The following is a 26,692-nucleotide window of genomic DNA, read 5'->3' on the forward strand; positions in this document are numbered from 1 at the left end:
ACCAGCTCCTTTCCCGCGAGCGTCGCAGGCTATGGTTTGGCCTTGTAGGGCAGCCGCTCGAACCGGCCCTTCTGCAGCTTCGAGTACGTGAAGCCGGCCAGCGTCATGCCGCCCATGTCGGGCGCGGCGAAGTCGTAGCCGCTGGTGACGCCCTGGTAAGGCCGGCGCAACGCGCTGCACAGCTTGTCGCCCGGCGCATCGGCACCGGCCGCCTTCAGGCCTGCGGCCAGGGCCATGACCGCATCCCAGCCCACCGCCGAGAAATGCTTGGGCAGCTTGCCGTACTCCTTGCGGAAGGCCTCGACGAATTCCTTCTGTCCCGGCAGCGGGTCTTCGGACACGATGAACTCGGGATGGATGATGTTGTCCGCGGCCTCGCCCATGGCCTTGACGGTCTCGTAGGTAGCCGTGCCATGCACGGAGATGATGGGAACGCCGACCTTCAGCTGGCGCACGTTGCGGAACGGCGCGGGCGAGGTCGAGATGACGATGATGGCATCCGGCGTGGCCGCCTTGATCTTGGCCGCCTGCGTGGTGACATCGGTGGCGGCGATCTCGAACTTCTCCACCTGTATGAAGCTGACGCCGTACTCGCGATCCAGCGTCTTCAGGCTGGTCCATACCACCTGCCCGTAGCCCGAGTCATGCAGCACGCCGACGCGCTTCAGGCCGTTGTCGCGCGCATAGGCCAGCACGGCACGCGCGTTGAGCTCCTGCGACGGCGTCAGGTGGAACACGCAATGGCGTTCGCGCTCCACCGCGGGCCCCAGTCCCGAGAACGAGAACAGTGGCACCTTCTGCGCCTGTGTGATGCCGCCGATGGCAACCGTCTGGGCAATGCCCGATGGCCCGACGATGGCGCGAACCTTGTGCGTATGGAGCAGCGCGTTCGCCTTGGCGACGGCGGAATCCGGGCTGGAGCCGTCGTCTTCGACAATCATTTCCAGCGGCCGCCCGCCAATACCCCCACGGGCATTGACGACCTTCTGCGCCAGCAGCGCGCCTTCGCGCTCGGCCTGGCCCACGGCGGCAAGGCCGCCGGTGATCGAGAACAGGCCGCCGATGCGGACCGGTTCGGCGCCGGGCTTGCCCTGGGCCAGCACCGGCGGCATCGCCAGGACCAGGGCAAGCCCGGCGGCGGCAAACAGGGCGCGTGGCGCCCGGGTGATCGGGTTGTGGTTCATGTCTCCGTCCTTGTTGTAGGTATCGGGTTGGCCCGATTACACTGCGCCGGGCACGCCTGCCCACTCGAGCACATCGGCCAGCGCGGCGATGTCGAGATGGCCCTGCCGGCGCTGCTGCATCAGCGCCAGGTATTGCCGCACCAGCGACGACATCGGCAGCGCGACCGCGTTGTCGCGGGCCACCGCCAATGCCAGGTCGAGGTCCTTCACCACCAGCGAGATCGGGCCGACGGCGGCGTAGTCGCGCTGCTTGAGCTGCTCTGCCTTGGTGCGGTAGTGGGCGCTGCCGACGATGCTGTCGTTGATCGCATCGACCATCAGCGCGCGGTCCAGCCCGGCGCGCGCGCCGAAGGCCAGCCCTTCGCCGATCACCGCGGTGCTCATGAACACCATCATGTTGATCATCAGCTTGATGACGCGGGCCTCGTCCGCGCCGCCCACGTATGACTGGCGCGCGGTCAGGCACGCGAGGACGGGCTGTACCGCGTCGAAGGCCGGCCGCGGCCCGGACACGAAACAGCTCAGCTGCGCGCTCGCCGCCAGCGATACCGTGCCCGACACCGGCGCGCGCAGAAAAGCGGCGCCGCGCCGCGCGAGCGCGGCAGCCACCTCTGCCGAGGCATCGGGCGAGACCGTGCTCATGTCGACAAAGACCTTGTCCGCCGTCGCGGCGCCGGCAGCGCCGCCGGAGGCCAGGAACAGGTCGCGCAGCCCGCCATCGTCAAAGATCGTTGAGAACACCACATCCGAGTCCGCCACCAGTGCCTGCGCGGCAGGCGCCACTGCCGCCCCTGCGGCGGCCACCGCCTCGCACTGCGCCGGCACGCGGTCAAAGACCGTGAGCCGGTAGCCGGCTTTCAGCAGGTTCAGGCACATCGGTCGGCCCATGGCACCAACGCCGATCCATCCAAGCCGCGGTGATTGCACCGCGTACGCGTTGCTTGTGTTGATCATGGCCCGCCCCCCCTACTCGACCCTGACGCCGGACAGCTCGACCAGCTTGCGCGTCTGGCGCGTCTGCGTCTCGATGTACTGCGAGAACTGCGCCGGGCTCAGCTTCATCGGCACCATCCCCTGCGCGGCGAAGTGCTTCTCGACGAAGTCCTTGTCGTCCAGGATCTCGCGGATGGTGACGTTCAGCTTGTCGACCACCGCGCGCGGCACCTTGGCCGGGGCCAGCACGCCGTAGACGGCCGAGATGTCCATGTCCTTGTAGCCGGCCTCGGCAAAGGTGGGCACCTGCGGCAGCGCGCGCGTGCGCTTGTCGCCGCTGACGGCGAGCACCTTGAGTTTCTTTGCCGCAACAAAGCTCTGGATCGTCGGCAGCGCCGGGAAGGTCATCAGGATCTGGCCGCCGACGACGTCTGCCACCGCCGGCGCCGAGCCCTTGTACGGCACGTGGACCAGGTCGGTGCCGGCCAGCTTGTTGAACAGCGCGCCCATCAGGTGCGGCTGGCTGCCGCTGCCGAACGAGCCGTAGCTGAGGGCTTGCGGACGGCCCTTGGCATATGCGGCCAGGTCCTTGACGCTGTCCACCGGCAGGCTGCCCGAGACGGCCATGACGAGCGGCACGTAGCCGATCGTCGCCACCGGGGCAAAGTCGCGCGCGACGTTGTACGACACCGACGGCAGCACCACCGGGTTGAGCACGAAGGTGGCATCGTTGGTCAGCAGCAGCGTGTAGCCGTCGGGCTGCGCCTTGGCCACCGCGTCGGCGCCGATCACGGTATTGGCGCCGCTCTTGTTTTCCACCACCACCGGCTGGCCCAGCTTCTCGGACATGCGCTGCGCCAGTTGCCTGGCGATGATGTCGGTGGTTCCGCCCGGTGCGTAAGGCACCACCATGCGGATCGGCTGCGCGGGATAGGTCTGCGCCAGTGCGGCGCCCGTGCCTGCCAGGCAGGCCAGGCCGAAGGCTGCGGCACGCAGCGCGTGGGTCGTATGAAATTGCCAGGACATAGGGTCTCCATCCATTGTCTGTGTCGACGGTGCCGGCTCGGACGGCCGGCTGCCGTCAGGGGATCATTCAGTCAAAGAGCCAGGGCTCCAATTGCCGCCGCGCCTGCTCGTAATCCCGGATCTGCCCGGCATGGCGCAGCGCCAGCGCGATATCGTCCAGGCCGTTCAGCAGGCAGTGCTGCTTGAACGGATCCAGCGTGAAGGCAATGGCCTCGCCCGACGGCGTCACCACCTGCAGCGCGGCCAGGTCCACCTGCAGCCGGTAGCCCGGCGTGGCCGCGGTCTCGGCGAACAGGCGCTCGACCACGTCCGGCGCCGCCACGATCGGCAGCAGGCCGTTCTTCAGGCAGTTGTTGTAGAAGATGTCGGCAAAGCTGGGCGCGATCAGCGCGCGCAGGCCGAAGTCCTCCAGCGCCCACGGCGCATGCTCGCGCGATGAGCCGCAACCGAAGTTCTCGCGCGCCAGCAGGATCGAGGCGCCGCGGTAGCGCGGCTGGTTCAGCACGAAATCCGGGTTGAGGGGCCGGCTGCTGCAGTCCTGTCCGGGCTCGCCGTGGTCCAGGTAGCGCCAGTCGTCGAACAGGTAGGGGCCGAAGCCGCTGCGCCGGATCGACTTCAGGAACTGCTTGGGCAGGATGGCGTCGGTATCGACATTGGCTCGGTCCAGCGGCGCCACCAGGCCGTCCAGCGTAGTAAAGGCTCTCATTGCTCGGTTTCCTCCGGTGGTCTACAGCGAGCGCACATCGATGAAGTGGCCCGCCACCGCGGCCGCGGCCGCCATCTGCGGGCTGACCAGGTGGGTACGCCCGCCCGGCCCCTGCCTGCCTTCGAAGTTGCGGTTGGAAGTGGAAGCGCAGCGTTCGCCGGCCGCCAGGCGGTCATCGTTCATGCCCAGGCACATCGAGCAGCCCGGTTCGCGCCATTCGAAGCCGGCGGCGATGAACACCTGGTCCAGCCCCTCGGCCTCGGCCTGCGACTTGACCAGCCCGGAGCCCGGTACCGCCAGCGCCTGCCTGATGCGCGGCGAGACATGGCGCCCGCGCAGCACCGCCGCCGCGGCGCGCAGGTCTTCCAGGCGCGCATTGGTGCATGAGCCGATGAATACCTTGTCCAGCGCGACCGCCTCGATCGGCGTATTCGGCAGCAGGCCCATGTAGTCCAGCGCCTGCTCGATGCTCTTGCGCCGCACCGGGTCGCGCTCGTCGCGCGGATCGGGAATGCGCTCGCCGACGGCCACCACCATTTCCGGCGAGGTGCCCCAGGTCACGTGCGGGCGGATCGCGGTGGCATCCAGCTCCACCACGGCATCGAAGGCGGCGCCCGGATCGCTGCGCAGCGTGCGCCAGTAGCCGGTGGCGGCGTCCCACATCGCACCGGCCGGTGCTTGCGGGCGGCCGTCCAGGTAGGCCAGCGTGGTTTCATCCACCGCCACCATGCCGGCGCGCGCGCCCGCTTCGATCGCCATGTTGCACACGGTCATGCGCGCCTCCATGCTGAGGCCGCGGATCGTGCTGCCGGCAAACTCGATCACGTGGCCGGTGGCGCCGGCGGTGCCGATGCGGCCGATCAGCGCAAGCGCGATGTCCTTGGCGGACACGCCACGGGGCAGCTCGCCGTCCACCCGCACCAGCATCGACCTGGGCTTCTTCATCCACAGGCATTGCGCGGCCAGCACCTGCTCCACTTCGGAGGTGCCGATGCCGAACGCAAACGCTGCGAACGCGCCGTGTGTTGACGTGTGCGAGTCGCCGCAGGCAATGCTCATGCCGGGCAAGGTGGCGCCGCGCTCCGGACCGACCACGTGCAGGATGCCCTGGCGCGGATCGTCCATGCCGAAGTTGACGATACCGGTGTCTGCGCAGTTCTGGTCCAGGGCCTCGACCTGCGCGCGGCTGACGGGATCGGCAATGCCCAGCTTGCGCGCGGTGGTCGGCACGTTGTGGTCGGCCGTTGCCAGCACGGAAGCGGCGCGCCACACCTTGCGCGCGTTCAGGCGCAGGCCTTCGAAGGCCTGCGGGCTGGTCACCTCGTTGACCAGGTGGCGGTCGATATAGATCAGCGCGGGTCCGTCCGGCTCCTGGTGGATCACGTGGCTGGCCCAGAGCTTGTCGAGCAGGCTCGCCGGGCGGTCGGGTTCGGTCATGGGGGTCTCTCCTTGTATTTCTCGTGGCGGACGCGGGTTACCTTGCGCCCACCCACTCAGGCACCGGATGCAGCTCGGTGGTCTTGCCGGCCTTGACCACCTGCCCGGAAATATCGTGTCCGACCAGCGCCGGCAGCTCGCGCGCCGCGCCGAGCAGCCGGTCCAGGTCGACACCGGTGTCGATGCCGGAAGACTCCAGCATGTGCACCAGGTCTTCCGTGCAGATGTTGCCGGTCGCGCCCGGCGCAAAGGGGCAGCCGCCCAGCCCGCCCAGCGACGCATCGAAACTGTCCACGCCCGCCGCCAGGCCGGCCAGCACATTGGCCAGGCCCATGCCGCGCGTGTTGTGGAAATGCAGGGTCAGCGGCACGCCCGGGAACCAGCGCAGGAACGCCTCGACCAGCTTGCTCACCTGGCGCGGGTCGGCCATGCCGGTGGTATCGGCCAGCGTGATGCTGTCCATGCCCAGGTCCAGGTAGCGGCCCGCGGCCCACTTCACCCGTTCCGGCGCGATCTCGCCTTCGAACGGGCAGCCGAACGCAGTCGCCACGCAGCCGCTGACGGCCAGCTCGGCCGACTGCGCCAGCTGCATCACGCCGCGGAACTGCTCCAGCGACTGGTCGCAGGTCATGCGCATGTTGGCCAGGTTGTGCGTCTCGCTGGCGGACATCACCAGGTTGATCTCGTCGAGGTCGCACTCCAGTGCGCGCTCGCAGCCGCGCGCATTGGGCACCAGCGCGGTGTAGACCACGTCCCGTTGGCGGCGGATGCCTTTCGCGACCGCCCCTGCATCGCGCAGGTTCGGGATCGCCTTGGGCGAGACAAACGAGGTGATCTCGATCCTGGCCAGGCCGGTTTCCGAGAGGCGGTCGATCAGCGCGATCTTCTGTTCGGTGGGGACGAATTCCGGCTCGATCTGGAAGCCGTCGCGCACGGACACTTCATTGATGCGCACGCGCCGGGGGGCGTTAGGAAGCCACATGGTTCTTTCCTTTCTTTCCTTTTCGTTGGGGCGGGCTCAGACCACGCCGGCGGCGCGCAGCGCGCGCAGCTCGTCGCCGGCAATACCGATGCCCGCCAGGATCTCTTCGGTGTGCTGGCCCAGTTCGGGGCCGATCCACCTGGTGCGCCCCGGGGTCCCGCTGAGCTTGGGCACGATGCCGGACAGCTCCACCGGCGAGCCATCCGGCAACTGGTGCGGCTCGATCATGTCGCGCGCGCGGTAGTGCGCGTCGCTGCTGATCTCCGCCGCGGTGTAGATCTTTCCGCAGGGCACGGCCGCGGCTTCCAGCGTTGCCAGCACTGTGTCGAGGTCATGCGCGGAGGTCCACGCGGTGATGGCGTCGTCGAGCATGGCGTTGTGCTGCACGCGCCCGTCGTTGTGCGCCAGGCGCGGGTCTTGGCCCAGGTCGTCGCGGCCGATGGCGGCCATGAAGCGCCGGAAGATGGCGTCGCCGTTGCCGGCAATGATCACGTACTGGCCGTCCTGGCACGGATACGTATTCGACGGCGAGATGCCCGGCAGGCTGGCGCCCGAACGCTCGCGCACATGGCCGAACTTGGCGTACTCCGGCACCAGGCTCTCCATCACGGCAAAGACCGACTCATAGAGCGCCACGTCGACAAACTGCCCTTCGCCCTGGTTGGCGCGCAGGTGGTGCATGGCCAGCAAGGCGCCGATGACGCCATACAGCGATGCCAGCGTGTCGCCGATACTCACGCCCGAGCGCACCGGCGGCCGGTCGGGATAGCCGCTGACATAGCGCAGCCCGCCCATCGATTCCGCAATCGCGGCAAAGCCGGGGCGGTCCTTGTAGGGTCCGGTCTGGCCGTAGCCGGAGATGCGCACCATGACCAGCGCGGGGTTCACCTTGCGCAGGTCCTCCCAGCCCAGGCCCCATTTCTCGAGCGTGCCGGGGCGGAAGTTCTCGATCACGATATCGGCTTCGGTGACCAGCTTGCGCACGATCTCCTGGCCCTGCGCCGAACGCAGGTCCAGCGTCAGCGACTTCTTGTTGCGGCTCTGGCTATACCACCAGAGCGAGGTGCCTTCATACAGCTTGCGCCACTTGCGCAGCGGGTCGCCGTCCTTGGGCGATTCGATCTTCAGCACTTCGGCGCCGAACTGCGCGAGCAGTCCGCCCGCATACGGGCCTGCGATCAGCGAGCCGAGTTCGATCACGCGAACGCCCTGCAGCGGCATCGTTCCGTTGTTCGCTTCGTTAGCCATGGCGGTTTGCTGCTCCTGTGGATACGGTGGTCTGTGATGCAAGATTGGAAGAACCCGCGCGCGCGGTAAAGCAACCATTGGCGAGCCCGCCATCGCGAAAAACGATGGCAGCGCTGGCGCGCTATTCATCCTCGCGCAGCCGGTCCACCAGCAGCCGCGCCACCGCGGACAGGCCCTCATACGCACGCACGCCGATCACCAGCTGGCGCGCGGCCCACGCTTCATCGAGCGCGACGGTGCGGATGCCAAGGGTCTGCTGGTAAGGCCCGGCACTGGACCTGGGCAGGATTCCCAGGCCCAGTCCCGCCTGCACCATCAGGCACAGCGCGTCGTAGCCGGGCACGTGGATGCGCGGCTTGAACACGCGGCCGGCCTCGCTGGCAGCCTTGGCCAGCTGCAGGTGGATCTGGCTGCCTGCGTGCAGGCTGACGAAGTCGTAGTCGAAGGCCTCGCGGATGGTCACCGAGTGCCGCCCGGCCAGCGGATGCGCGCCGGGCACCACCACGACCAGTTCGTCGCGCCGGTAGGGGAACGTCTCCAGCTCCGCACCCACCGCGCCCGCGGTGAAGATGCCGATGTCCGCGGCGTTCTCGGCCACCGCGCGCACGATGGCGGTGCTGACGCGCTCTTCCAGGTGCACGTCGATCAGCGGGTATTCGGCCAGGAACGACTTGAGCTGCGCCGGCAGGAACTGCGTGATGGCCGAGATATTGGCCATCACCCTCACCTGCCCGCGCAAGCCGCCGCCGTAGTCACGCATGCGCACCAGGATGTCATCGAGGTTGTGCAGCACGCCGCGCGCCAGGTGCGCCAGCTCCATCCCGGCCATGGTCGGCTGCACGCCCTTGTTGCTGCGCATCAGTAAGGCCGTGCCCAGCCCCTGCTCCAGTTCGCTCACGCGCTTGCTGACTGCGGCCGCGGCAAGGTGCGCGTGCTCCGCCGCCGCGGCGATGGAGCCGGTTTCGGCCACGGCGACAAACAGGCGCAGCGAAGTGGGGTCGAGTCTCATGATGCGATGTCTCCCGGATCCGGTGGCCTGCGATGGCCCCGGCCCTTGTGTTGCATACGGTCCGTTGCGGCTAAAATACGGCCATGACCTCCGCCGCCAAACCGTCCGCCCCCGTCGACAACGACGCTCCGCCGAAGCTCGAGGAAGGCCACCGCGACTACGTCGCGGCGCTGGCGCGGGGCCTGGCGGTGATCCAGGCCTTTACCGAGACCACGCCGGAACTGACGCTGAGCGAAGTGGCGCAGGCCACCGGCATGACGCCCGCGACCGCGCGCCGCGCGCTGCTGACGCTGCAGGCGCTGGGCTATATCGGCGCCAACGGCCGCCGCTTCGTGCTGCTGCCCAAGGTGCTGTCGCTGGGCGCCGCCTTCCTCAGCTCGATGAACCTGCGCGACATCGTGCAGCCGTTCCTGCAGGAGGTGGCCGAGCGCTTCCGCGATTCGGTCTCGCTTGCCATCCTCGACGGCGACAGCGTGGTCTACCTGGCGCATGTGCCCAGCCGCCGGCGCATCGCCTTCCGGGCTTCGGTGGGTTACCGGCTGCCGGTCCATTGCACCTCCCTTGGCCTGGCCTTGCTGGCGCACGCGCCCAAGGCCCAGCAGAACAAGATCCTCGACAAGGCGCCATTCCAGAAATTCACCCCGCTGACACTCAGCGATGCCGACGCGCTGCGCGCGGCGCTGGCACGCGCGCTCGAGCAGGGCTATGCCATCCAGGACAGCCAGCTGGAGCTGGGCGTGCTGTCGATCGCCGTGCCGGTGCGCGACCCGCAACAGCGCGTGATCGCCGCCATCAACTGCTCCACCGAAACCGAGCGCACCAGCCCGGACGAACTGGTCGCCACCCGGCTGCCGGCGCTGCGCGAAGCCGCCGCGTCGATCGAGGCGGCGATCCGGCGCGCACCGGCGCTGGCGCACTCCATTACCGCCGCCTCCTGAGCGGCCTCGCGCGCCGGCTTACTGCGCCGTTTCAGGCTGCAGCACGATATCCAGGTTGACCAGCTGGTAGCCGTCGCGCTCCGGGTGCGGCAGCGCGTCGACGATGTGGTCGTCGATGGTTGAGAAGATGCAGTCGACCGGATTGGCCGGATCACCGGCGAAATACAGCTGCGACGTCAGGTTCCGGTAGCCTGGCTGCATCACCCGGTAGTGGATGTGCGGCGCGCGCTGCCGGTTGCGGCCCAGCCGCTTCATCAGCACGCCCACTTCGGTATCCTCGCGGCCGATGATGTAGCCACCCGGGCGGATGGTGAACACCTGGAAGCTGCCATCGGCCTCGCAACGCAGCTTGCCGCGCAGGTTGTCTTCCGACTGCGAGTCATCTTCGTTCTCATAGCGGCCGAACTGGTTGGGCTGCCATACGATCATCATCGCGCCCGGTACCGGCTTGCCGGTGGCGGCATCCAGCACGCGGCCGCGCACCTCCAGCCGCTGGCCAGGCTCGTCGTCGGTGGCGATATGGCATGGGTTGGAGCCTTCGGCGATCTCGTCCTTGGGGAACGGACCGGTCACGTTCTGCGGCGTGGCGTGGTCATCGGTGCGTGCCAGGTCCAGCGCGCGCATGGTCAGGCCCATCATGTCGCACAGCATGATCAGTTCATCCTGCTGGGCCACCTTGCCTATCCAGGTGGCGATCCGGTAGAGCTGCCGGTCGGTCAGCTTCAGTTCGTCCAGCATGGCGTGGAAGTGCTTCAGCGCCACGCGGAACTGCGCCTGCAGGACCGGGTCCGCGCCGGGCGCATCGCCGCACATGGCATCGAAGGCACGTTGCAGGGTGTAGTTGTCGGGGTTGTTCATCGCTGTCTCCGGTGATTCTGTGTCAGTGGCCGGCGGCGGCCATGTCGATGGCGCGGGCGAACAGGGTTCCATCCGCTTTCAGCTTGTGCTTGGCCGGCTTGTGCGTCGGGGTGTGCGGAATGGCATCCACGGCGACGACATAGCGCGGCAGCTTGTGCACGGCCAGCCGGTCCCGAGCCCAGGCGAGCAACTCGCCCGGCTCGACCGACTGCCCGGGGCGGAACTGCACCGCCAGCAGGATCTCTTCTTCGCCCAGGTCCGCCGGCACGCCGATGGCCGCCGCTTCCTCGACTGCGGGGTGCTCGCCGAAGATGCGGTCGAGCTCGGCCCCCGACACGTTCTCGCCCTTGCGGCGGATCACGTCCTTCTTGCGTGCGACGAAGACGTAGTAGCCATCGCTGTCCTGGCGCACCAGATCGCCGGTGGCAAACCACCCGTCGCGGAACGCGGCCTCGGTCTGCACGGCGTCGCGGTAGTAGCCCTGCATCAGCGTCGGGGTGCGGATCAGCAGTTCGCCCGCGGCGCCGGGTGCCACGTCGTGGCCGTCGTCATCGACGATGCGCGCCTCGGGCACCGGCACGGCCGGGTCCGGGTGCGGCGAGATCAGGCCCATGGTGCCGAGCTTGTGCGGGCCGTTGAATGGATTGGCGATGACGCCGGGGATTTCCGTCATGCCGTAGCACTCGATCAGGCGCGGCACGTGGAATTCCTGCTTCATCACCCGCACCATCTCCTGGGTCTGCGGCGCAATGAACATCTTGGTAATGTGATGGCCCGGCACGAATTCCGCGCGCGGGCGCCGCGCCAGGATGCTGCCGGCGGCGGCCACCAGGTTGACCTCGGTCGCGCCGCTCTCGGCCGCGAAGCGCCAGAACGACGACGCCGAGAAACGGCGCATCAGCACCAGGCAGCCGCCGCAGGCCAGCGCCCCGCCCACCGAATACATCAACGCATTGATATGGAACAGCGGCATCACGCACATCACGCGCTCGTCCGGCTGCAAGTGCAGGCGGCCGACAAAGGCCTCGGCGGTCAGCACGTAGCCGCGATGGCTGTGCATGGCGCCCTTGGGAAAGCCGGTGGTGCCTGAGGTGTAGATGATCAGGGCGGTGCTGCGGTCGCTGTCGACGCCCGGGGCAGCGTTGGCCGGCTGCGCCGCATGCGCCGCGATCGATGCGGCCAGCGTCGGCACGCCGTGATCGCCATCCTCGTTGGCGCGCAGCCAGACGTCACCGCCCAGGTCCGCGGCCACGGCGGCGCCGGTCGCCAGCGTGCCGGGCGCGCACACCAGGCCGCACACCTGCGCGTGCCGGAATACGTACAGCGCCTCGTCGAGCCGGTACTCGGGATTGGCCGGCACCATGGTCGCGCCGATACGGGCCAGCGCGAACATCAGCACCACGGTGGACGGATGGTTGGTCGAGAGCACGCCGACACGGTCGCCGGGTCCGACTTGCATCGCCTGCGCCAGCCAGTCCGCGGTGAGGCCGATCCGTTGGTCGAGCTGGCGATAGCTCCAGGTCTCGCCCTCGAACACAAGCGCCGGCTTGTCCGGGTGCGCCGCCACGCGGGCGGCAAGGAAACCGGTGAGCGTGGCATCGTGGGCGCGGTACTGCCTGAGCACATCGAGCGGCGCCACCAGCGCGTCGCCGGCCGGGGATGCGAGCGGCTTCATGATGCTTGCGCCGGCGCGGCGCTGTAGGTGATGGCGTGTTCGGCGGCGTCGGCCAGGATAAAGCCGATGGGTTGCGCGCGCTCTTCCTGCAGGTGGGCGATCAGGCTCGCCACGCGGGCCAGCATCGGTACGCCCTTGAGCGCGCTGGCGGGATAGCCGGCGTCGAGCAGCACCGCGGGGATCGCGCCCGACACATTGAGCGGCAAGGCCTTGCTGTAGTGCTCGGGGACCGCCGCGGCCACCGCCTCGAGCGCGGCGACGTGGTCGCCCGCGATGCCGAGTTCACGCGCGAATGCCAGCAGGCGGTGCGCGCGCGGATCGCCCTGCTTGTGCGTGGGATGGCCGAAGCCCGGCAGCGGCTGCCGCGCCTGCCGCAAGGCCCGCACCACCGCGTGCGCGCTGTCTGCCAGCGTGCCGGCGTCCCGGCCGGCCAGCACTTGCGCCAGCATCTGCCCGGCGGTTTCCGAGGCCCCCAGGATCACCGAGCCGCAGCCCAGCACGCCCGCGGCCACCGCGCCCTGCAGGGCGTCGGGGGCGGCGGCGAGCGTCATGCGCGCGGCCTGCACCGAGGGCACCAGTCCGTGTTCGGCAATGGCGACCAGGCAGGCATCGGTGATGGCCACCAGCTTTTCGTCCGGCTGGCGGCCGGTAAGCAGGAACAGAAAGTAGGCCGTAAAGCCGATCTTGCCGATCAGTTCCTGGCTGAGATCCTTGCCATGCACCGACACCCCGTGGAGTTCCACATGGGCAATGGCGGTGTGGCCGGTGCGTTTGGCATCCGTCACGTTGTCTCCTATTTTTGCGCTACGCGCAATCTAATGCGTTATACGAATTATTCTAGGGCGTGCCACAGTGCATTGCAAGGTCGGGAATACCTGCACCGGGAGCCAGCCGGCACTGCGCCAGGCGCAGCGCCGGCACATCATCAGGCACGGTCCGACGGATCGGTCTCGCCGATCCGGGCGAGCGCGCCATCGGTGAAGGGATCGACCTCGCGTACCGCGCCGTCCAGGTACGGATCGGCCTTGCGCGCTGCGACCTTGCGGAACTGCTCGTCCACCAGCCGGCCCGGCTGCGAACGCTGCGCCGACCCGGCCGAGGGGATCGTGCCATGTGCCGCACGTGCGCCATCTGTATAGACATCGGGCGACCGCACCGCGGCCTGGGCCGCCGAAGCCATCACCAGCACCACTGCTGCGCCAAACATTGCCGTTTTCATCACTTGCTCCTGTTAAGCATCGAAGAGAAGAGCGCCGGTTCTGGCCGGGGTCTGGGGTCCAGCCCTTCAGCGCGTCGCCCATGGTGGCAAATATAATTAAAACCGTACCGTATGGTATTCTTAAATTCGAAATGAGTCGTTCTGATTTATTGAAGCCATGAGCTTGTCACATGGGGAAACGCAGCAGCCTGCCGGCTTTTGGTAGACTGCGCAGGGCCCCCGGCATGGGGTGCGCCGCCACGCCTGCACCAGATGAACTCTCCAGAAAGCGCTTCCCCCCCTGTGGTCCACCACCCGCCCGTGCGCATCACGCGCCGCGGCGAAGAGAAACGCGCGCTGATCCTGAGCACCGCCGCGGACATGTTCCTGGAACATGGCTATGACGGCGTCAGCCTGGATGACATCGTCAAGGCGTGCGGCGGCTCCAAGACCAACGTGTACAGCTATTTCGGCGGCAAGGACGGACTCTTCGTCGCGGTGGTGGAGCGGCTATGCGACCGCTTCCTGGAGAAGACAGAGAAAGGACTGGACCTGTCGCGCTGCAACGCCGCGCAGGGCCTGCACAGGATTGCGCACAGCTTCCTGCATTCGCTGCTGGAAGAACGGCACCTGGCGTTCCTGCGGCTGATCTTTGCGGAGTCGCGGCGCTTTCCGGCGCTGGGCAGTGCCTGGTACACGCGCGGCCCGGAGGCAACGTGCGCCTATATCGCGGCCTTCCTGTCCGCGCAGCAGGCCAACGGCATCCGTCTTGCGGCAAGTCCCGAGGCCAGCGCCCGGCTCTTCCACGGCATGGTGCTGGCCAGCGTGCTGCACCGGACGCTGGCAACCGGCATGCGGCCGGACGAAAGCGAGACCGGTGCGCTGATCAACAACGCCATCGCCGTGATCGTGCCGCAGGACTGAAATCGCAGCGCGGATCGCTCATCGCGCCGGGATGTCCGAGATGCCTTGAATGCGCGATCCTCTGGCACAAGGCATCTGATGGGCCAGAAAAACAAAAACCCCGGAAGACCGCGATCTTCCGGGGTTTCGCCGCCATGACTGGCGGAGACGGAGGGATTCGAACCCTCGATCCAGGTTTTGGCCCGGATGCTCCCTTAGCAGGGGAGTGCCTTCGACCTCTCGGCCACGTCTCCCAAACTTGCGTTGTGTGAGGGAGCCACACAACGAAGCGCGTATTCTAGCGGCGCCGCACGTGTTGGTCAACGAAAAATCGATCACTCAACACAAAAATCGCGGCCCCGCCAGAAGTGTTCACGAACGGATCACGCCTGTTCCAGTTCGAAGGCCTTGTGCAGCGCGCGCACGGCCAGTTCCATGTACTTCTCGTCGATCAGCACCGAGATCTTGATTTCCGAGGTGGAGATCATCTGGATGTTGATGCCCTCTTCCGACAGGGTGCGGAACATCTTGCTGGCGATGCCCACGTGCGAGCGCATGCCCACGCCCACCACCGACACCTTCGATACCTTCGGGTCGCCCGACACGCTGCCGGCGCCGATATGCGACTTCACGCCGTCGTTCAGGATGGCCAGCGCGCGCTGGTACTCGCCGCGCGGCACGGTGAAGGTGAAGTCGGTCTTGCCGTCGACGGACTGGTTCTGGATGATCATGTCGACGTCGATGTTGGCGTCGGCGACCGGGCCCAGGATCTGGTAGGCGATGCCCGGCTTGTCCGGCACGCCCAGAACGGTGATCTTGGCTTCGTCACGGGCAAAGGCGATGCCGGAGATGACGGCTGCTTCCATGGTGGAGTCTTCCTCAAAAGTGATCAGCGTGCCCGAGTGCATTTCCTGCTCGAGCGGCATAAGCGGGTCGGTCAGCGACGACAGCACGCGAGTCTTCACGCGGTACTTGCCGGCGAACTCCACGGAGCGGATCTGCAGCACCTTGGAGCCGAGGCTGGCCATTTCCAGCATTTCTTCGAAGGTGATCTGGTCCAGGCGGCGGGCGTCTTCGACCACGCGCGGGTCGGTGGTGTACACGCCGTCGACGTCGGTGTAGATCAGGCACTCGTCGGCTTCGATCGCGGCGGCGATGGCCACGGCCGAGGTGTCCGAGCCGCCACGGCCGAGGGTGGTGATGTTGCCGTCGTCGTCGATGCCCTGGAAGCCGGTGATCACGACCACGCGGCCGGCGTCGAGGTCGGCCAGGATGCGCTCGTCGTCGATCGATTCGATACGGGCCTTGGTATAGGCCGAGTCGGTCTTCACCGGCACTTGCCAGCCGGTGTAGCTGACCGCGTCAATGTCTTCGCCGTGCAGCGCGATGGCCAGCAGTGCCACGCTGGCCTGTTCGCCGGTCGAGGCGAGCATGTCCAGCTCACGCGGATTGGGCTGCGGCGAAATTTCCTTGGCGAGTCCCAACAGGCGATTGGTCTCGCCCGACATGGCCGAAGGCACCACGACTACGCGGTGACCGGCGCGGTGCCATTTGGCCACGCGCTTGGCGACATTCTTGATGCGTTCCGTGGAACCCATCGAAGTGCCGCCGTATTTGTGAACGATGAGAGCCATCTTCTTGTCGACGCCAGCGATTATGCAAAGCCCTTGAAAATACACGAACAAGCCCTGTCAGGCAAGGCGGGAGCGGGATTCGGCTGCAGATCGGAAGTGATGCCGACGGCGATCCGACCGCTTCAGTGCGGCGGCATCGCCACTGCCGGCGGCCGCGGATGCCACTCGACGCGCCAGCGCGGCGCCGCCGGGGCGTCCGGCCAGCGGCGGTGCATGCCGAGGCCGGCGGCCAGCACCAGGGTATCGCCAGACCACAGCAGCGGCAGCCAGGCGCGGCGCCAGGCCGGGATGCCGGCTTCCTGGCAGGCTTGCTTCAGGGCCCGGGCCGGACCGCCCGGGCGCAGCACGATACGCTCGCCGCCACTGCGGGCGGCCAGGCGCAAGGGCTGGCGCAGCGCCGCTTCGGGCACGCCGAAGGTGTCATCGCGGAAGAAATGGAGTTCGCCGCGCCAGCCGGGCACGACGATACGGGCCTCGCCGCGCCAGTCCAGCATCACGGGTGCCGGCGCGGCAATCGGTGGCGGCGTGCAGGCCAGCACGCGGTCGCGGAAGCGGCGCAGGACCAGCCCTTCATGCGCGATCGCGGGCTCGCCGCCAGCGTGGGCGACCAGTTGCTCGCGCATCGCCGCCAGCCTGGCGGTGGACGGCGCGCGCACGCCGAGGTCGCGCAGCCAGAAGCGCAGCACGGCATCGGCATGTGCCACGGGCAAGGCGCGCAGCCCTGCCAGGTCGAGTTCGGCAAGCGTGTCGGCATCGCGGCCGGGGCGTGCCAGCGCCGCCAGCGAGGCGGCTGCCAGTTCATCGATCAGTGCGCCTGCCTGGGCGAAATGCGCTGCCGCCTGCACCACGTTGGCCGACAACGCCGGAAAGGCCGCGACCAGCGCCGGCAGGTGCGCGCGCAAGGCATTGCGCGCATAGCGCTCATCGGCATTGGACGGGTCGTCGACCCATTGCAGCGCGTTGGCCGCGCAGTAGGCCTCGATCTCGGCGCGGGCCACATCCAGCCAGGGGCGCAGCAGCGTCACGCCGCTGCGCTCGTCGAGCGGGCGCAGCCCTGGCATGCCGGCCATGCCGGCCACGCCGGCGCCGCGGAACAGCCGCAGCAGCACGGTCTCGACCTGGTCGTCCTGGTGGTGGGCAAACAGCAGCAGGCGCGCGCCACTATCGGCGCACATCGCCGCCAGCGCGGCGTAGCGCGCGCGGCGCGCGGCCGCTTCCACGCCCTCGCCCACTTCGGGCTGCACCGACACCCGCCGCACGAAATAGCCGACCTGCCACTGCGCGCACAGCGCGGCGCAGAAGCGGTCCCAGTCGTCCGCATCCGCCTGCAGGCCGTGGTGGACATGCAGCGCCACCACGCGCGCGCCAACGCCCCACTCCGCCGCGGCCGCACGGGCGGCATTCAGCAGCGCGACCGAATCGCGCCCGCCCGACAGGGCCACCGCGATCGTCGCCGCGCCCGTGCCGCCGCCAGAAACAACAAAGGCCGCACCGGCCTGGAGGGCCTGTGCGACCTTGTCGGTCAGCCGGGCGGACGGGTCAGTCCTGGGTGCCGGTTTCCTTGAACTTGCCATAGGCGAGCAGGCGCTCGTAGCGGCGGGCCTGCAGCTCCTTCACGCTCATGCCCTGGAACTGGCGCAGCGACTCGGCCAGCGAGCGCTTGAGCATCGCCGCCATGCCCTTGTAGTCACGGTGCGCGCCGCCCAGCGGCTCGCTCACGATCTTGTCGATCAGGCCCAGCGCCTTCAGGCGGTGCGCGGTCAGGCCCAGCGCCTCGGCGGCTTCCGGTGCCTTCTCGGCGGTCTTCCACAGGATCGAGGCACAGCCTTCCGGCGAGATCACCGCGTAGGTGGCGAACTGCAGCATCTGCACCACGTCGCCCACGGCAATCGCCAGCGCGCCGCCCGAACCGCCTTCACCGATGATGGTGGCGATCAGGGGCACCTTCAGGCCGGCCATCACGTACAGGTTGTGGCCGATGGCTTCGGACTGGCCGCGCTCTTCGGCGTCGATGCCGGGGAATGCGCCCGGGGTGTCGACGAAGGTGAAGATCGGCAGGCCGAACTTGTCCGCCAGCTCCATCAGGCGCTTGGCCTTGCGGTAGCCCTCGGGCTTGGGCATGCCGAAATTGCGCATGGCGCGCTCTTTCGTATCACGGCCCTTCTGGTGGCCGATGACCATGCACGCCTGGCCGTTGAAGCGCGCCAGGCCGCCGATGATCGAAAGATCGTCGGCAAAGGTGCGGTCGCCGTGCAGCTCGTGGAAATCGGTAAAGATCTCGCGCACGTAGTCCAGCGTATAGGGACGCTGGGGGTGGCGGGCGATTTGCGCAACCTGCCACGGGGTCAGGTTGGCGTAGATGTCTTTGGTCAGCTGCTGGCTCTTGCCAGCCAGCCGCGAAATCTCTTCGGAAATATCAACAGCCGAATCGTCCTGCACAAAGCGCAGTTCTTCGATCTTTGCCTCGAGTTCGGCAATGGGCTGCTCAAAATCCAGGAAGGTGGTTTTCATAAAATCACACGTACCTGTCTGTGAAGGGGCGCATTCTACCGGAATTTGGTCGCTATCTTAGCGCCTGCCAGATAGCCCGGACTGCACCTGCCACTAAATTTTCTTGCTGCAATGCCTAATACGTCACTGGGAGCGGGTCAAGACTGCGCCACATATACCACGTGGCCACGGTTCGCCAGGGCTCCCAGTTGGCCGCCACCTCGCGCGCCTCGCTGCGCGTGACCGGCTCGCCGCTGAAGTAATTGGCGGAGATCGCGTTGATCAGGCCGATGTCATCAAGGGGCAGCACGTTGGGCCGCATCAGGTTGAACATCAGGAACATCTCGGCGGTCCAGCGGCCGATGCCGCGTATCTGCGTCAGCTCCGCAATTACCGCTTCGTCGTCCATCTGCGCCCATTCGCCGACATGCACCGTGCCCGCCTTGAAATGGTCGGCCAGGTCGACCAGGTATTCCCCCTTGCGCTTCGACAGGCCGCAACCGGCCAGCTTCTCGGGACCGGCGCGCAGGAACTGTGCCGGGGTCAGCCTGGGGCACAGGGCATGCAGCCGCTCCCACACCGACTGTGCCGCCTTGACCGAGATCTGCTGGCCCACCACCGCGCGCGCCAGCGTGACGAACGGATCCCCGCGCGACACCAGGTGCGCCGGGCCGTAGGTCGGGATCATCTTGCGCAGGATGCGGTCGCGCTTCATCAGGTCGGCGCAGGCCTCGTCCCAGTAGGCGGGGCGCACCGCGTCGATGACGGTTTCGACCGGCAGCGGCACCGCATCCGCTTCGGGCAGCACGGCCTTGGCGTTGCGCGTGTCCCTGGCCGTGTCCTTGCCGTCAGGCAGCGGCGCCTCCTTGGCGCCAGCCTTGCCCGGGCGCGGACCGGCCGCCTTCACCCGGCCCCTCGTGGCGGGAGGCGTGGCGATGGCGGGCTTGCGCGCGGCAGCGTTCAAGCACGCCTCCACTCGGTGGCACCGCCCGGCTTGTCTTCCAGCACGATGCCAGCTTCCAGCAGTTGCGCACGGATGCGGTCCGCTTCGGCAAAGTTGCGCTCCACCTTGGCGGTCTTGCGCGCGGCGATCAGGGTCTCGATCTGTTCCGGCGAGATGCCGTCGTCGGACCTGCCGCCTTGCAGGAAGGTATGCGGGTCGCGCTCGAGCAGGCCCAGCGTGCCTGCCAGCCCCTTGAGCTGGCGCGCAGCCGCGGTCGAGCCGGTGCGGTTGATCTCGCTGGCCAGATCGAACAGTACCGACATCGCAATCGGCGTGTTGAAGTCGTCGCCCATGGCCTCGGCAAAGCGCCTGGCGTGCGGCTCGTCCCAGTCCACCGCGCAGCCGCCCGGCTGGCTGTCCTTGAGCGCCGTGTACAGGCGTGTCAGGGCGTGACGCGCATCGTCCAGGTGCGCGTCGCTGTAGTTCAGCGGGCTGCGGTAGTGCGCGCGCAGGATGAAGAAGCGCACGACCTCGGCGTCGTACGACTTCAGGACCTCGCGGATGGTGAAGAAATTGCCAAGCGACTTGGACATTTTTTCGTCGTTGATGCGCACGAAGCCGTTGTGCATCCACATGTTGACGAAGGGCTTGCCGCTGGCGCCTTCAGACTGCGCAATCTCGTTCTCGTGGTGCGGGAACTGCAGGTCTGCCCCGCCGCCATGGATGTCGAAATGCTCGCCCAGCAGCGTGCAGCTCATGGCGGAGCATTCAATGTGCCAGCCCGGGCGGCCGGCGCCCCACTTCGAGTCCCACTTGCTCTCGGGCGGCTCGCTGGCCTTGGCGGACTTCCAAAGCACGAAGTCGAGCGGGTCCTGCTTGGCGTCGTTGGCGCTGACACGCTCGCCGGCGCGCAGGTCTTCCAGCGACTTGCCCGAGAGCTTGCCGTAGCCGGCGAACTTGCGCACCGAATAGTTCACGTCGCCGTCGCTGGCCTGGTAGGCCAGGCCCTTGGCTTCCAGCTTGCCGATCATGTCGAGCATCTGCGGCACGTAGTCGGTGGCGCGCGGCTCGTGGTCGGGGCGGATCACGCCCAGCGCGGCGGCATCCTCGTGCATGTACTGGATGAAGCGCGTGGTCAGCTCGCCGATGGTCTCGCCGTTCTCGGCCGCGCGGCGGATGATCTTGTCGTCGATGTCGGTGATGTTCTGCACATACGTCACCTCGTAGCCGGCGGCACGCAGCCAGCGGTGCACCATGTCGAACACCACCATCACGCGAGCGTGGCCAACGTGACAATAGTCGTACACCGTCATGCCGCACACATACATGCGGACCTTGCCGGGTTCGATTGGCACGAATGGCTGTTTTTCACGCGCGAGCGTGTTGTAGATGTTCAGAAGCTGCATGAAACGAAGTGAGTGGTGAGAGGAGACTGCCGGGGTTCGCACAGCAGGCAGCACGGGCCGTGGCGCCGGTTGCCCGGCGCCTGGCAGGCCGCCGGCGGCAACGCGGCCACTGGCGCAATTCCGTCGCGCCCCATATCTTACCGGAAGGCGCTGCGCTGGTTGCCTCCGGCACGGCGCCGCCAGCGCCGCGCGAGATGCCGCGCCCGCTGCCCCGATGTCATCGCCTTCGTGCCGGACTTGCCGCTTTGCTAGAATGCCGCGGAGTATAACGGACCTGTCCTCAATGAGCCTGCCGCTGCCCTCCCCGTCTTCTGCCATGTTCGCCGCCCCCGCGCGCCGACGCGGCCATCGCGCCGTACTGCCCCTGCTGGCCCTGGCCGCCGCGCTGGCGGCCCCTGCCTACGCGCAGAACGGCCCGCTGTCGCTGGCCGCGCCGACGACGCCGGTCGGCGGCATCCAGTCGACCGATCCTGGCATGAGCGAGGCCCAGCAGGCCGCCAACGCGCGCCGTTACGACGAAGCCATCAAGGGCTTCGACCGCGTGCTGGCCGCCAACCCGCGCAATGCGCAGGCACGCTTCCAGCGCGCCTGGGCCCTGGCCCAGTCCGGCCGCGAGGACGCCGCCATCCAGGCCTTTGCCGAAATGGCGCAGGAGTTCCCGGAACTGCCCGAGCCCCACAACAACCTGGCGCTGCTCTACGCCAAGCGCGGCGACCTGAAGCGCGCCGAGGCCGAGTTGCTGCTGGCCACCGAAGTCAAGCCGGGCTTTGCCATCGGCTATACCAACCTGGGCGACGTCTACCGCCGCCTGGCCGAGCAGGCCTACGCCGAAGCGCTGCGCCGCAATCCGGGCGATACCCGCGCCAGTGCCGGCCTGCGCCAGCTGAACCCTGATGCCGCGGCGCCGGCCAAGCCGGCGGCGCCCGCCGGCACCGGCCGCAAGGCGCCGCCAACGCAGCGCCAGGCACCTGCCAGCGCCCCTGCAGCCAACTGACGGCCACTCATCCCAAGGTCCGGGCGCGGCGCGCCCGGACCATGTGCATCATCCAGACATACCGGAGTTCCTTCATGATCCGTTCCCGCCGCATCGTCCTGGCCGGCCTGACCGCAGGCGCCCTGGCACTGTACTCGTTCAGCGCGCTGGCTCAGCAGGCCGCCGAGCGCGTCCAGTTCGTCACCAGTGCCGGCAAGTTCACCGTCGAGCTCTACCCCGAGGCCGCGCCCAGGACCGTCGCGAACTTCCTGGAATATGTGAAGAGCGGCTTCTACAGTGGCACCATCTTCCATCGCGTGATCAATGGCTTCATGGTGCAGGGCGGCGGCTTCGACCGCGACATGAAGGAAAAGCCCACCCGTGCTCCGATCCCGCTGGAAGCCCGCGGCGGCCTGAAGAACAAGGCCGGCACGGTGGCCATGGCACGCACCAGCGACCCCAACTCGGCCACCGCGCAGTTCTTCGTCAATGTGGTGGATAATCCGAATCTCGACTACCCGCAGCCGGACGGCAACGGCTACGCAGTGTTCGGCAAGGTGGTGGAAGGCATGGAGACGATCGACAAGATCAAGAGCGTGCCGACCACGGCCTACGGCCCCATGCGCAATGTGCCGGCCGCGCCGATCGTGATCGAGTCGGCCACCGTCGTCAAATAACACTATCGAACAGAGGAAATCCCATGTCCAAGGTCCAGCTCCACACCAACCAGGGTGTCATCACCATTGAACTCGACGCCGAAAAGGCCCCGAAGTCGGTCGAGAACTTCCTGTCGTACGTGCGCAAGGGCCACTACGACAACACCATCTTCCACCGCGTGATCAAGAACTTCATGATCCAGGGCGGCGGCTTCGAGCCCGGCATGAAGCAAAAGGGCACCGACGCCCCGATCGAGAACGAAGCCGGCAACGGCCTGAAGAACGACCGCTACACCGTGGCCATGGCGCGCACCAACGCCCCGCACTCGGCCACCGCCCAGTTCTTCATCAACGTGGTCGACAACGACTTCCTGAACTTCTCCTCGCCCACGCCGCAGGGCTTCGGCTATGCCGTGTTCGGCAAGGTCGTGGAAGGCACCGACGTGGTCGACCAGATCAAGGGCGTGCGCACCGGCAGCTCGGGCTTCCACCAGGACGTGCCGCTGGAAGACGTGGTGATCGAGAAGGCCGTCATCGTCGAGTAAGCCGATGCCTGACGATTGCGGTTCCGTGCGCATCCACGTGCCGGCATTCCCCTTCCGACACCGCGCATGACCGCAATCCCCCACACGCCGGTGGCCGGTCCCTTCGAGGCACAGGCGCCGGCGTGGTTCATTTCAGACCTGCACCTGACGCCCGGCATGCCCCGCACGCTGGCGGCCTTCGAGCGCACGCTCGAGCGCGCCGCGCAGCACGCGCGCACGCTGTTCATCCTCGGCGACTTCTTTGAATTCTGGATCGGCGACGAAGAAACCGACTCGCCCTTCGCGCAGCGCGTGACCGCAGCCCTGCGCGCACTGGCAGCGCGCGGCGTGGCTGTGTACCTGATGCACGGCAACCGCGACTTCCTGCTGGGCCAGCGCTTCGCCAGCGCTGCCGGTGCCAGCCTGCTGCCCGACCCCGCCGTGATCCACTGTGCCGGCCAGCGCGTGGTGCTGAGCCACGGCGACATGCTGTGCATCGACGACGAACGCTATAACCGCTTCCGCCGCTGGACCCGCAAGCGCTGGGTGCAACGCGTGTTCCTGGCACTGCCGCTGAGCGCGCGTCTGTCGATCGCCCGCAAGCTGCGGGCAGACAGTGAAGGCAACCGCGCCAGGCAGTTGAGCGCGGGAGCGGCCGTTCCGGTGATTTATGGTGACGTGGCGCCCGCGGCCGCGGCCGAGTTGCTCGGCGCCGCCGGTGCGTCGCTGCTGGTGCATGGACACACGCACCGCCCGGCACGGCATGAGGAAGCCGCCGGCGTGCGCTGGGTACTCACTGACTGGGACCTGGACGGCGCCCATCCGCGCGCCGCGGTGCTGCAACTAGATCGCGACGGCTTCCGCCTGTTGCCGCAGACCGACTGAGCGGCAGCGCCGGCCCGGCCCCTTTCCCGCTCACTTCATCAGCCTGCGCAGTTCGCTCGCATCGAAGGGATCGTTCGGCGTATTCTCCAGGTGTTCGCCAAGCCGGTCGAGCGCGGCCAGCACCGCCTCGATGCGGTCGTGCTGGCGCCCCGCATTGTCGATCAGGCTCTTGAGCGCCAGCGACACCGGATCGTCCGCATTGGGCGTGATGCCATAGGCCGAGAACTCCTGCTTGGCACCCTGCTGCGCCGATGGCGCATCCGGCAGGATGATGCGTGCCGGGATGCCCACGGCGGTCGCGCCCGGCGGCACCGGCTTTAGCACCACCGCGTTGGAGCCCACGCGCGCGCCGTCGCCCACCACGAATCCGCCCAGCACCTTGGCGCCCGCGCTCACCACCACGTTGGCGCCCAGCGTGGGGTGCCGCTTCTGGCCTTTGTACAGCGAGGTGCCGCCCAGCGTCACGCCCTGGTAGATGGTGCAGTCATCGCCGATCTCGGCGGTCTCGCCGATCACCACGCCCATGCCGTGGTCGATGAACACGCGCCGGCCCAGCTTGACCGCCGGATGGATTTCGATGCCGGTGAAAAACCGCGCCCAGTGCGAGATCCAACGCCCCAGCCAGTGGAAGCCCGCGTTCCAGCATCGATGCGCAAAGCGGTGGAACACCACGGCATGCAGGCCGGGGTAGCAGGTCAGCACTTCCAGGCGGCTGCGCGCGGCGGGATCGCGCAGCATGATGGTGTCGATATCTTCCTTCAGGCGAGAGAACATCTTGGTCGTGTCGTGTTGCCGCGCCGTGCGCCGCGCCACGCGGGCTGGTGCCCGGGGCAGGGTCGCCGGCGAGGTCAGTGGCCGGTGGGGACGGGATCAGGGAGTGTAAGTGATTTGCCGGGCCCGCTTGGGGTACCGGTGTTTGGCCCCTGATCCGTCAGGGACATTGCGGCGATGCTGCGATCAACATCGCCCGGGCCTGCGCAAACCCGCAGCCGCGGGGCGACAGCACGCGCGCTTGCCGCGCGTGCCTGCCTCGCCCTGCATCGAATCGCTCCGGTTTGCTGCCACTGTCCTTGCTCCTGTCACCGGTCCTTGTGCGGGCCCGGCTGGTTCTGCGCGGCGATCAGCATATGCTTGGCGATGCCGCGCAGGATATTCACTTCCTCGCGCTCCAGGCCGCTGCGTGCCAGCAGCCGGCGCAGCCGGGTCATCAGCCTGCGCGGGTTGGACGGATCGAGAAAACCGATTGCCTCCAGGCCCGTCTGCAGATGGCCGAACATGGCCTCGACCTGCTCGGCCGTGGCCGGCTCACCAGCATAGCCGATATTGGCGCCGGCGTCCGGGGCCGCCTCCAGCAGCGCCAGCCGCATCTCGTAGGCGATGAGCTGCACTGCCTGCGCCAGGTTGAGCGAGGTATAGGCGGGGTTGGCGGGAATATGGGTGACTGCGTTGCAGCGCTCGACCACTTCATTGGGCAGGCCATAGCGCTCGTTGCCGAACACGAAGGCAACGCCGCCGCTGCCGGACAGCGTCTGGCGCGCACGTTCCGCTGCAGCGCGCGGCAGCAGCCGCGGCGGGCCGAATTCGCGGTGGCGCGCGGTCATCGCCACGGTCAGCGCGGCGCCGGCCAGCGCCGCGTCGACCTGATCGACGATGAGCGCGCCTGCCAGCACATCGTCGGCGCCGCTGGCCATGGCGACGGCGTCGGAGTGCCGCAGCACATCCGGCTCGCGTGGCGAGACCAGCACCAGGCTGCCGAAGCCCATGGTCTTGATCGCGCGCGCCACCGAGCCCACGTTGCCCGGGTGGCTGGTTTCGACCAGCACGAAGCGCACGCGGCCAAAAGCGTTGCCGCCGGTATCACCGCTGTTGCCATCGGCAGCGGGCTGGCTCGTATCAATTGCCGGGTTCATATACAATTCGGGGTTCTTCTTTGGCGCGGCGCCAGGTTTTTGCTTGCTCGCGAGACTCTCGCGGCACATTTGCAGCAGAACCGGCGACGCCCGACGTTCTTCTACAATCCGTTGTGTTGTCAGCTGCCCATGAGCGGGCGTGCGGCGCTTTTGCGCCCCGCCGCGTCGTCGTGGCCGGCCTGGAGAGATTCATGCATCCGATGCTCAATATCGCCATCAAGGCGGCCCGCAAGGCGGGATCCATCATCAACCGCGCGTCGCTCGACGTCGATCTGGTGCGCGTCTCGCGCAAGCAACACAACGATTTTGTCACCGAGGTGGACCGCGCCGCCGAAGCCGCGGTGATCGAGATCCTGCGCACGGCCTACCCGGAACACGGCATTCTAGCGGAAGAATCCGGCCAGTCCTGGGCCGAGGGTGAAGACTCCCACGAGTACACCTGGGTCATCGACCCGCTGGACGGCACCACCAACTTTATCCACGGCTTCCCGCAATACGCGGTCTCGATCGCCCAGCTGCACCGCGGCACGCCCGTGCAGGCCGTGGTCTACGACCCGACCCGCGACGAGCTCTTCACCGCCAGCAAGGGCGCCGGCGCCTTCCTGAACAACCGCCGCATCCGCGTTACGCGCCGCGACAAGCTGGCCGACTGCCTGATCGGCACCGGCTTCCCGTTCCGCGACCTGGAAGGCCTGGACGAATACATGGAATTGTTCGCGCTGATGACCCGCAACTGCGCCGGCCTGCGCCGCCCGGGCGCCGCCGCGCTGGACCTGGCCTATGTGGCCTGCGGCCGCCTGGACGGCTTCTTCGAGCGCGGCCTGCAGCCGTGGGACATGGCTGCAGGCATGCTGCTGATCACCGAATCGGGCGGCCTGGTCGGCAACTACGCCGGCGAGCCGCGCCAGATGGAACAGGGCGAAGTGCTGGCCGGCAATCCCAAGGCGTTCGCCCAGATGGTGCGCCTGCTGTCGCCGTTCTCGCTCGACAACGCCAAGCCCGCCGCCTGACACCGGCACATGGCCTGACGGCCAGATCAGCCACACCCCGACGCCCGCCGCACCCCGGCGGGCTTTTTGCATGGTGCGCCCCGCGTGCCACCGCACCCAGCACTGCAGACCTTTCTCATTCCCGAGACGGCCATGATCCTCGTCAAGGTCGCCCCACCCTGCCC

Annotated in this window: 26 protein-coding genes and 1 tRNA gene; 7 read left to right on the forward strand and 20 right to left on the reverse strand. The window is 67.8% G+C overall.

The genetic code is table 11. The features are described from left to right. Positions 1–29: 29 nt before the first annotated feature. The 8 genes from AC3WRR_RS26320 to AC3WRR_RS26355 form a co-directional block, all read right to left on the reverse strand. Complete coding sequence (locus tag AC3WRR_RS26320) at positions 30–1,184, reverse strand: ABC transporter substrate-binding protein (RefSeq protein ID WP_010808945.1); 1,155 nt, start codon at positions 1,182–1,184, stop codon at positions 30–32. 36 nt (positions 1,185–1,220) lie between these two features. Further along, on the reverse strand, positions 1,221–2,138 hold the full coding sequence (locus AC3WRR_RS26325) for an NAD(P)-dependent oxidoreductase (RefSeq protein WP_492298556.1): 918 nt from the start codon (positions 2,136–2,138) through the stop codon (positions 1,221–1,223). A 12-nt stretch (positions 2,139–2,150) separates the two neighbouring features. Further along, positions 2,151–3,143, reverse strand: a complete 993-nt coding sequence (locus AC3WRR_RS26330; RefSeq protein WP_492298558.1) for a Bug family tripartite tricarboxylate transporter substrate binding protein — start codon at positions 3,141–3,143, stop codon at positions 2,151–2,153. A 67-nt stretch (positions 3,144–3,210) separates the two neighbouring features. After that, positions 3,211–3,849 carry a 3-isopropylmalate dehydratase small subunit gene (leuD, locus tag AC3WRR_RS26335; RefSeq protein WP_011614948.1) on the reverse strand — a complete coding sequence of 213 codons (639 nt, stop codon included), beginning with the start codon at positions 3,847–3,849 and terminating at the stop codon, positions 3,211–3,213. 21 nt (positions 3,850–3,870) lie between these two features. Continuing rightward, positions 3,871–5,286, reverse strand: a complete 1,416-nt coding sequence (gene leuC / locus AC3WRR_RS26340; RefSeq protein WP_058696893.1) for a 3-isopropylmalate dehydratase large subunit — start codon at positions 5,284–5,286, stop codon at positions 3,871–3,873. A gap of 37 nt (positions 5,287–5,323) precedes the next feature. Beyond that, positions 5,324–6,268, reverse strand: a complete 945-nt coding sequence (locus tag AC3WRR_RS26345) for a hydroxymethylglutaryl-CoA lyase (RefSeq protein ID WP_011614946.1) — start codon at positions 6,266–6,268, stop codon at positions 5,324–5,326. Between the two features lie 36 nt (positions 6,269–6,304). Next, entirely contained in the window at positions 6,305–7,516 is a 1,212-nt protein-coding gene (locus AC3WRR_RS26350) for a CaiB/BaiF CoA transferase family protein (protein ID WP_010808951.1), read from the reverse strand. A 121-nt stretch (positions 7,517–7,637) separates the two neighbouring features. Continuing rightward, complete coding sequence (locus AC3WRR_RS26355) at positions 7,638–8,525, reverse strand: LysR family transcriptional regulator (RefSeq protein ID WP_010808952.1); 888 nt, start codon at positions 8,523–8,525, stop codon at positions 7,638–7,640. Between the two features lie 83 nt (positions 8,526–8,608). Between AC3WRR_RS26355 and AC3WRR_RS26360 the strand changes: the two genes are divergently transcribed. Next, positions 8,609–9,463, forward strand: a complete 855-nt coding sequence (locus AC3WRR_RS26360; protein WP_010808953.1) for an IclR family transcriptional regulator domain-containing protein — start codon at positions 8,609–8,611, stop codon at positions 9,461–9,463. Positions 9,464–9,481: 18 nt separating this feature from the next. Here the strand turns inward: AC3WRR_RS26360 and AC3WRR_RS26365 are convergent, their stop codons facing one another. The 4 genes from AC3WRR_RS26365 to AC3WRR_RS26380 all read right to left on the reverse strand — a co-directional run bounded on the left by AC3WRR_RS26365 (position 9,482) and on the right by AC3WRR_RS26380 (position 13,215). Continuing rightward, positions 9,482–10,321 (reverse strand): dioxygenase family protein, encoded by an 840-nt coding sequence (locus tag AC3WRR_RS26365; RefSeq protein ID WP_439671530.1) that lies wholly within the window; start codon positions 10,319–10,321, stop codon positions 9,482–9,484. A gap of 22 nt (positions 10,322–10,343) precedes the next feature. Then, entirely contained in the window at positions 10,344–11,996 is a 1,653-nt protein-coding gene (locus AC3WRR_RS26370; protein ID WP_492298561.1) for a class I adenylate-forming enzyme family protein, read from the reverse strand. Next, a complete protein-coding gene (locus AC3WRR_RS26375) occupies positions 11,993–12,781 on the reverse strand; it encodes a citryl-CoA lyase (protein ID WP_439668689.1) in 789 nt (262 codons plus the stop codon). The genes AC3WRR_RS26370 and AC3WRR_RS26375 overlap by 4 nt, the downstream gene beginning before the upstream one ends. A gap of 140 nt (positions 12,782–12,921) precedes the next feature. Next, positions 12,922–13,215, reverse strand: coding sequence for a hypothetical protein (locus AC3WRR_RS26380; protein WP_492298563.1), 294 nt, complete (start codon positions 13,213–13,215; stop codon positions 12,922–12,924). 252 nt (positions 13,216–13,467) lie between these two features. On the opposite strand from AC3WRR_RS26380, the gene AC3WRR_RS26385 reads away from it, so the two are divergent. Beyond that, the gene (locus AC3WRR_RS26385; RefSeq protein WP_492298565.1) at positions 13,468–14,118 is read left to right on the forward strand and encodes a TetR/AcrR family transcriptional regulator; all 651 of its coding nucleotides are present in this window, start codon (positions 13,468–13,470) and stop codon (positions 14,116–14,118) included. 139 nt (positions 14,119–14,257) lie between these two features. On the opposite strand, the gene AC3WRR_RS26390 is transcribed toward AC3WRR_RS26385, so the two are convergent. From AC3WRR_RS26390 to cysS, 6 genes are all read right to left on the reverse strand, one after another. Continuing rightward, positions 14,258–14,351 (reverse strand) — tRNA-Ser (locus AC3WRR_RS26390). 129 nt (positions 14,352–14,480) lie between these two features. Beyond that, positions 14,481–15,731 (reverse strand): aspartate kinase, encoded by a 1,251-nt coding sequence (locus AC3WRR_RS26395; protein ID WP_010808959.1) that lies wholly within the window; start codon positions 15,729–15,731, stop codon positions 14,481–14,483. Positions 15,732–15,853: 122 nt separating this feature from the next. After that, positions 15,854–17,305: a tRNA lysidine(34) synthetase TilS gene (gene tilS, locus AC3WRR_RS26400; protein ID WP_492298567.1), complete on the reverse strand. Its 1,452-nt coding sequence runs from the start codon at positions 17,303–17,305 to the stop codon at positions 15,854–15,856. After that, positions 17,271–18,242, reverse strand: coding sequence for an acetyl-CoA carboxylase carboxyltransferase subunit alpha (locus tag AC3WRR_RS26405; protein ID WP_010808961.1), 972 nt, complete (start codon positions 18,240–18,242; stop codon positions 17,271–17,273). The genes tilS and AC3WRR_RS26405 overlap by 35 nt, the downstream gene beginning before the upstream one ends. A 115-nt stretch (positions 18,243–18,357) precedes the next feature. Beyond that, the gene (locus AC3WRR_RS26410; RefSeq protein ID WP_010808962.1) at positions 18,358–19,185 is read right to left on the reverse strand and encodes a DNA-3-methyladenine glycosylase family protein; all 828 of its coding nucleotides are present in this window, start codon (positions 19,183–19,185) and stop codon (positions 18,358–18,360) included. Then, a complete protein-coding gene (gene cysS, locus AC3WRR_RS26415) occupies positions 19,182–20,570 on the reverse strand; it encodes a cysteine--tRNA ligase (protein WP_011614939.1) in 1,389 nt (462 codons plus the stop codon). The genes AC3WRR_RS26410 and cysS overlap by 4 nt, the downstream gene beginning before the upstream one ends. A gap of 283 nt (positions 20,571–20,853) precedes the next feature. On the opposite strand from cysS, the gene AC3WRR_RS26420 reads away from it, so the two are divergent. The 4 genes from AC3WRR_RS26420 to AC3WRR_RS26435 all read left to right on the forward strand — a co-directional run bounded on the left by AC3WRR_RS26420 (position 20,854) and on the right by AC3WRR_RS26435 (position 23,608). Next, positions 20,854–21,564 carry a tetratricopeptide repeat protein gene (locus AC3WRR_RS26420; protein WP_010808964.1) on the forward strand — a complete coding sequence of 237 codons (711 nt, stop codon included), beginning with the start codon at positions 20,854–20,856 and terminating at the stop codon, positions 21,562–21,564. 74 nt (positions 21,565–21,638) lie between these two features. Further along, positions 21,639–22,220 carry a peptidylprolyl isomerase gene (locus AC3WRR_RS26425; RefSeq protein ID WP_010808965.1) on the forward strand — a complete coding sequence of 194 codons (582 nt, stop codon included), beginning with the start codon at positions 21,639–21,641 and terminating at the stop codon, positions 22,218–22,220. 23 nt (positions 22,221–22,243) lie between these two features. Beyond that, entirely contained in the window at positions 22,244–22,744 is a 501-nt protein-coding gene (locus AC3WRR_RS26430) for a peptidylprolyl isomerase (RefSeq protein ID WP_010808966.1), read from the forward strand. Positions 22,745–22,810: 66 nt separating this feature from the next. Further along, entirely contained in the window at positions 22,811–23,608 is a 798-nt protein-coding gene (locus AC3WRR_RS26435; RefSeq protein WP_041687246.1) for a UDP-2,3-diacylglucosamine diphosphatase, read from the forward strand. A gap of 30 nt (positions 23,609–23,638) precedes the next feature. Here the strand turns inward: AC3WRR_RS26435 and cysE are convergent, their stop codons facing one another. Together cysE and AC3WRR_RS26445 are read right to left on the reverse strand one after the other, a co-directional pair. Then, positions 23,639–24,382: a serine O-acetyltransferase gene (gene cysE / locus AC3WRR_RS26440; protein ID WP_010808968.1), complete on the reverse strand. Its 744-nt coding sequence runs from the start codon at positions 24,380–24,382 to the stop codon at positions 23,639–23,641. 305 nt (positions 24,383–24,687) lie between these two features. Next, positions 24,688–25,518, reverse strand: coding sequence for an RNA methyltransferase (locus AC3WRR_RS26445; protein WP_371852234.1), 831 nt, complete (start codon positions 25,516–25,518; stop codon positions 24,688–24,690). 191 nt (positions 25,519–25,709) lie between these two features. Between AC3WRR_RS26445 and AC3WRR_RS26450 the strand changes: the two genes are divergently transcribed. Further along, positions 25,710–26,528, forward strand: a complete 819-nt coding sequence (locus tag AC3WRR_RS26450) for an inositol monophosphatase family protein (RefSeq protein ID WP_010808970.1) — start codon at positions 25,710–25,712, stop codon at positions 26,526–26,528. Positions 26,529–26,692 lie beyond the last annotated feature (164 nt).

The organism is Cupriavidus sp. FW305-3-2-15-C-LB2, assembly GCF_058787575.1.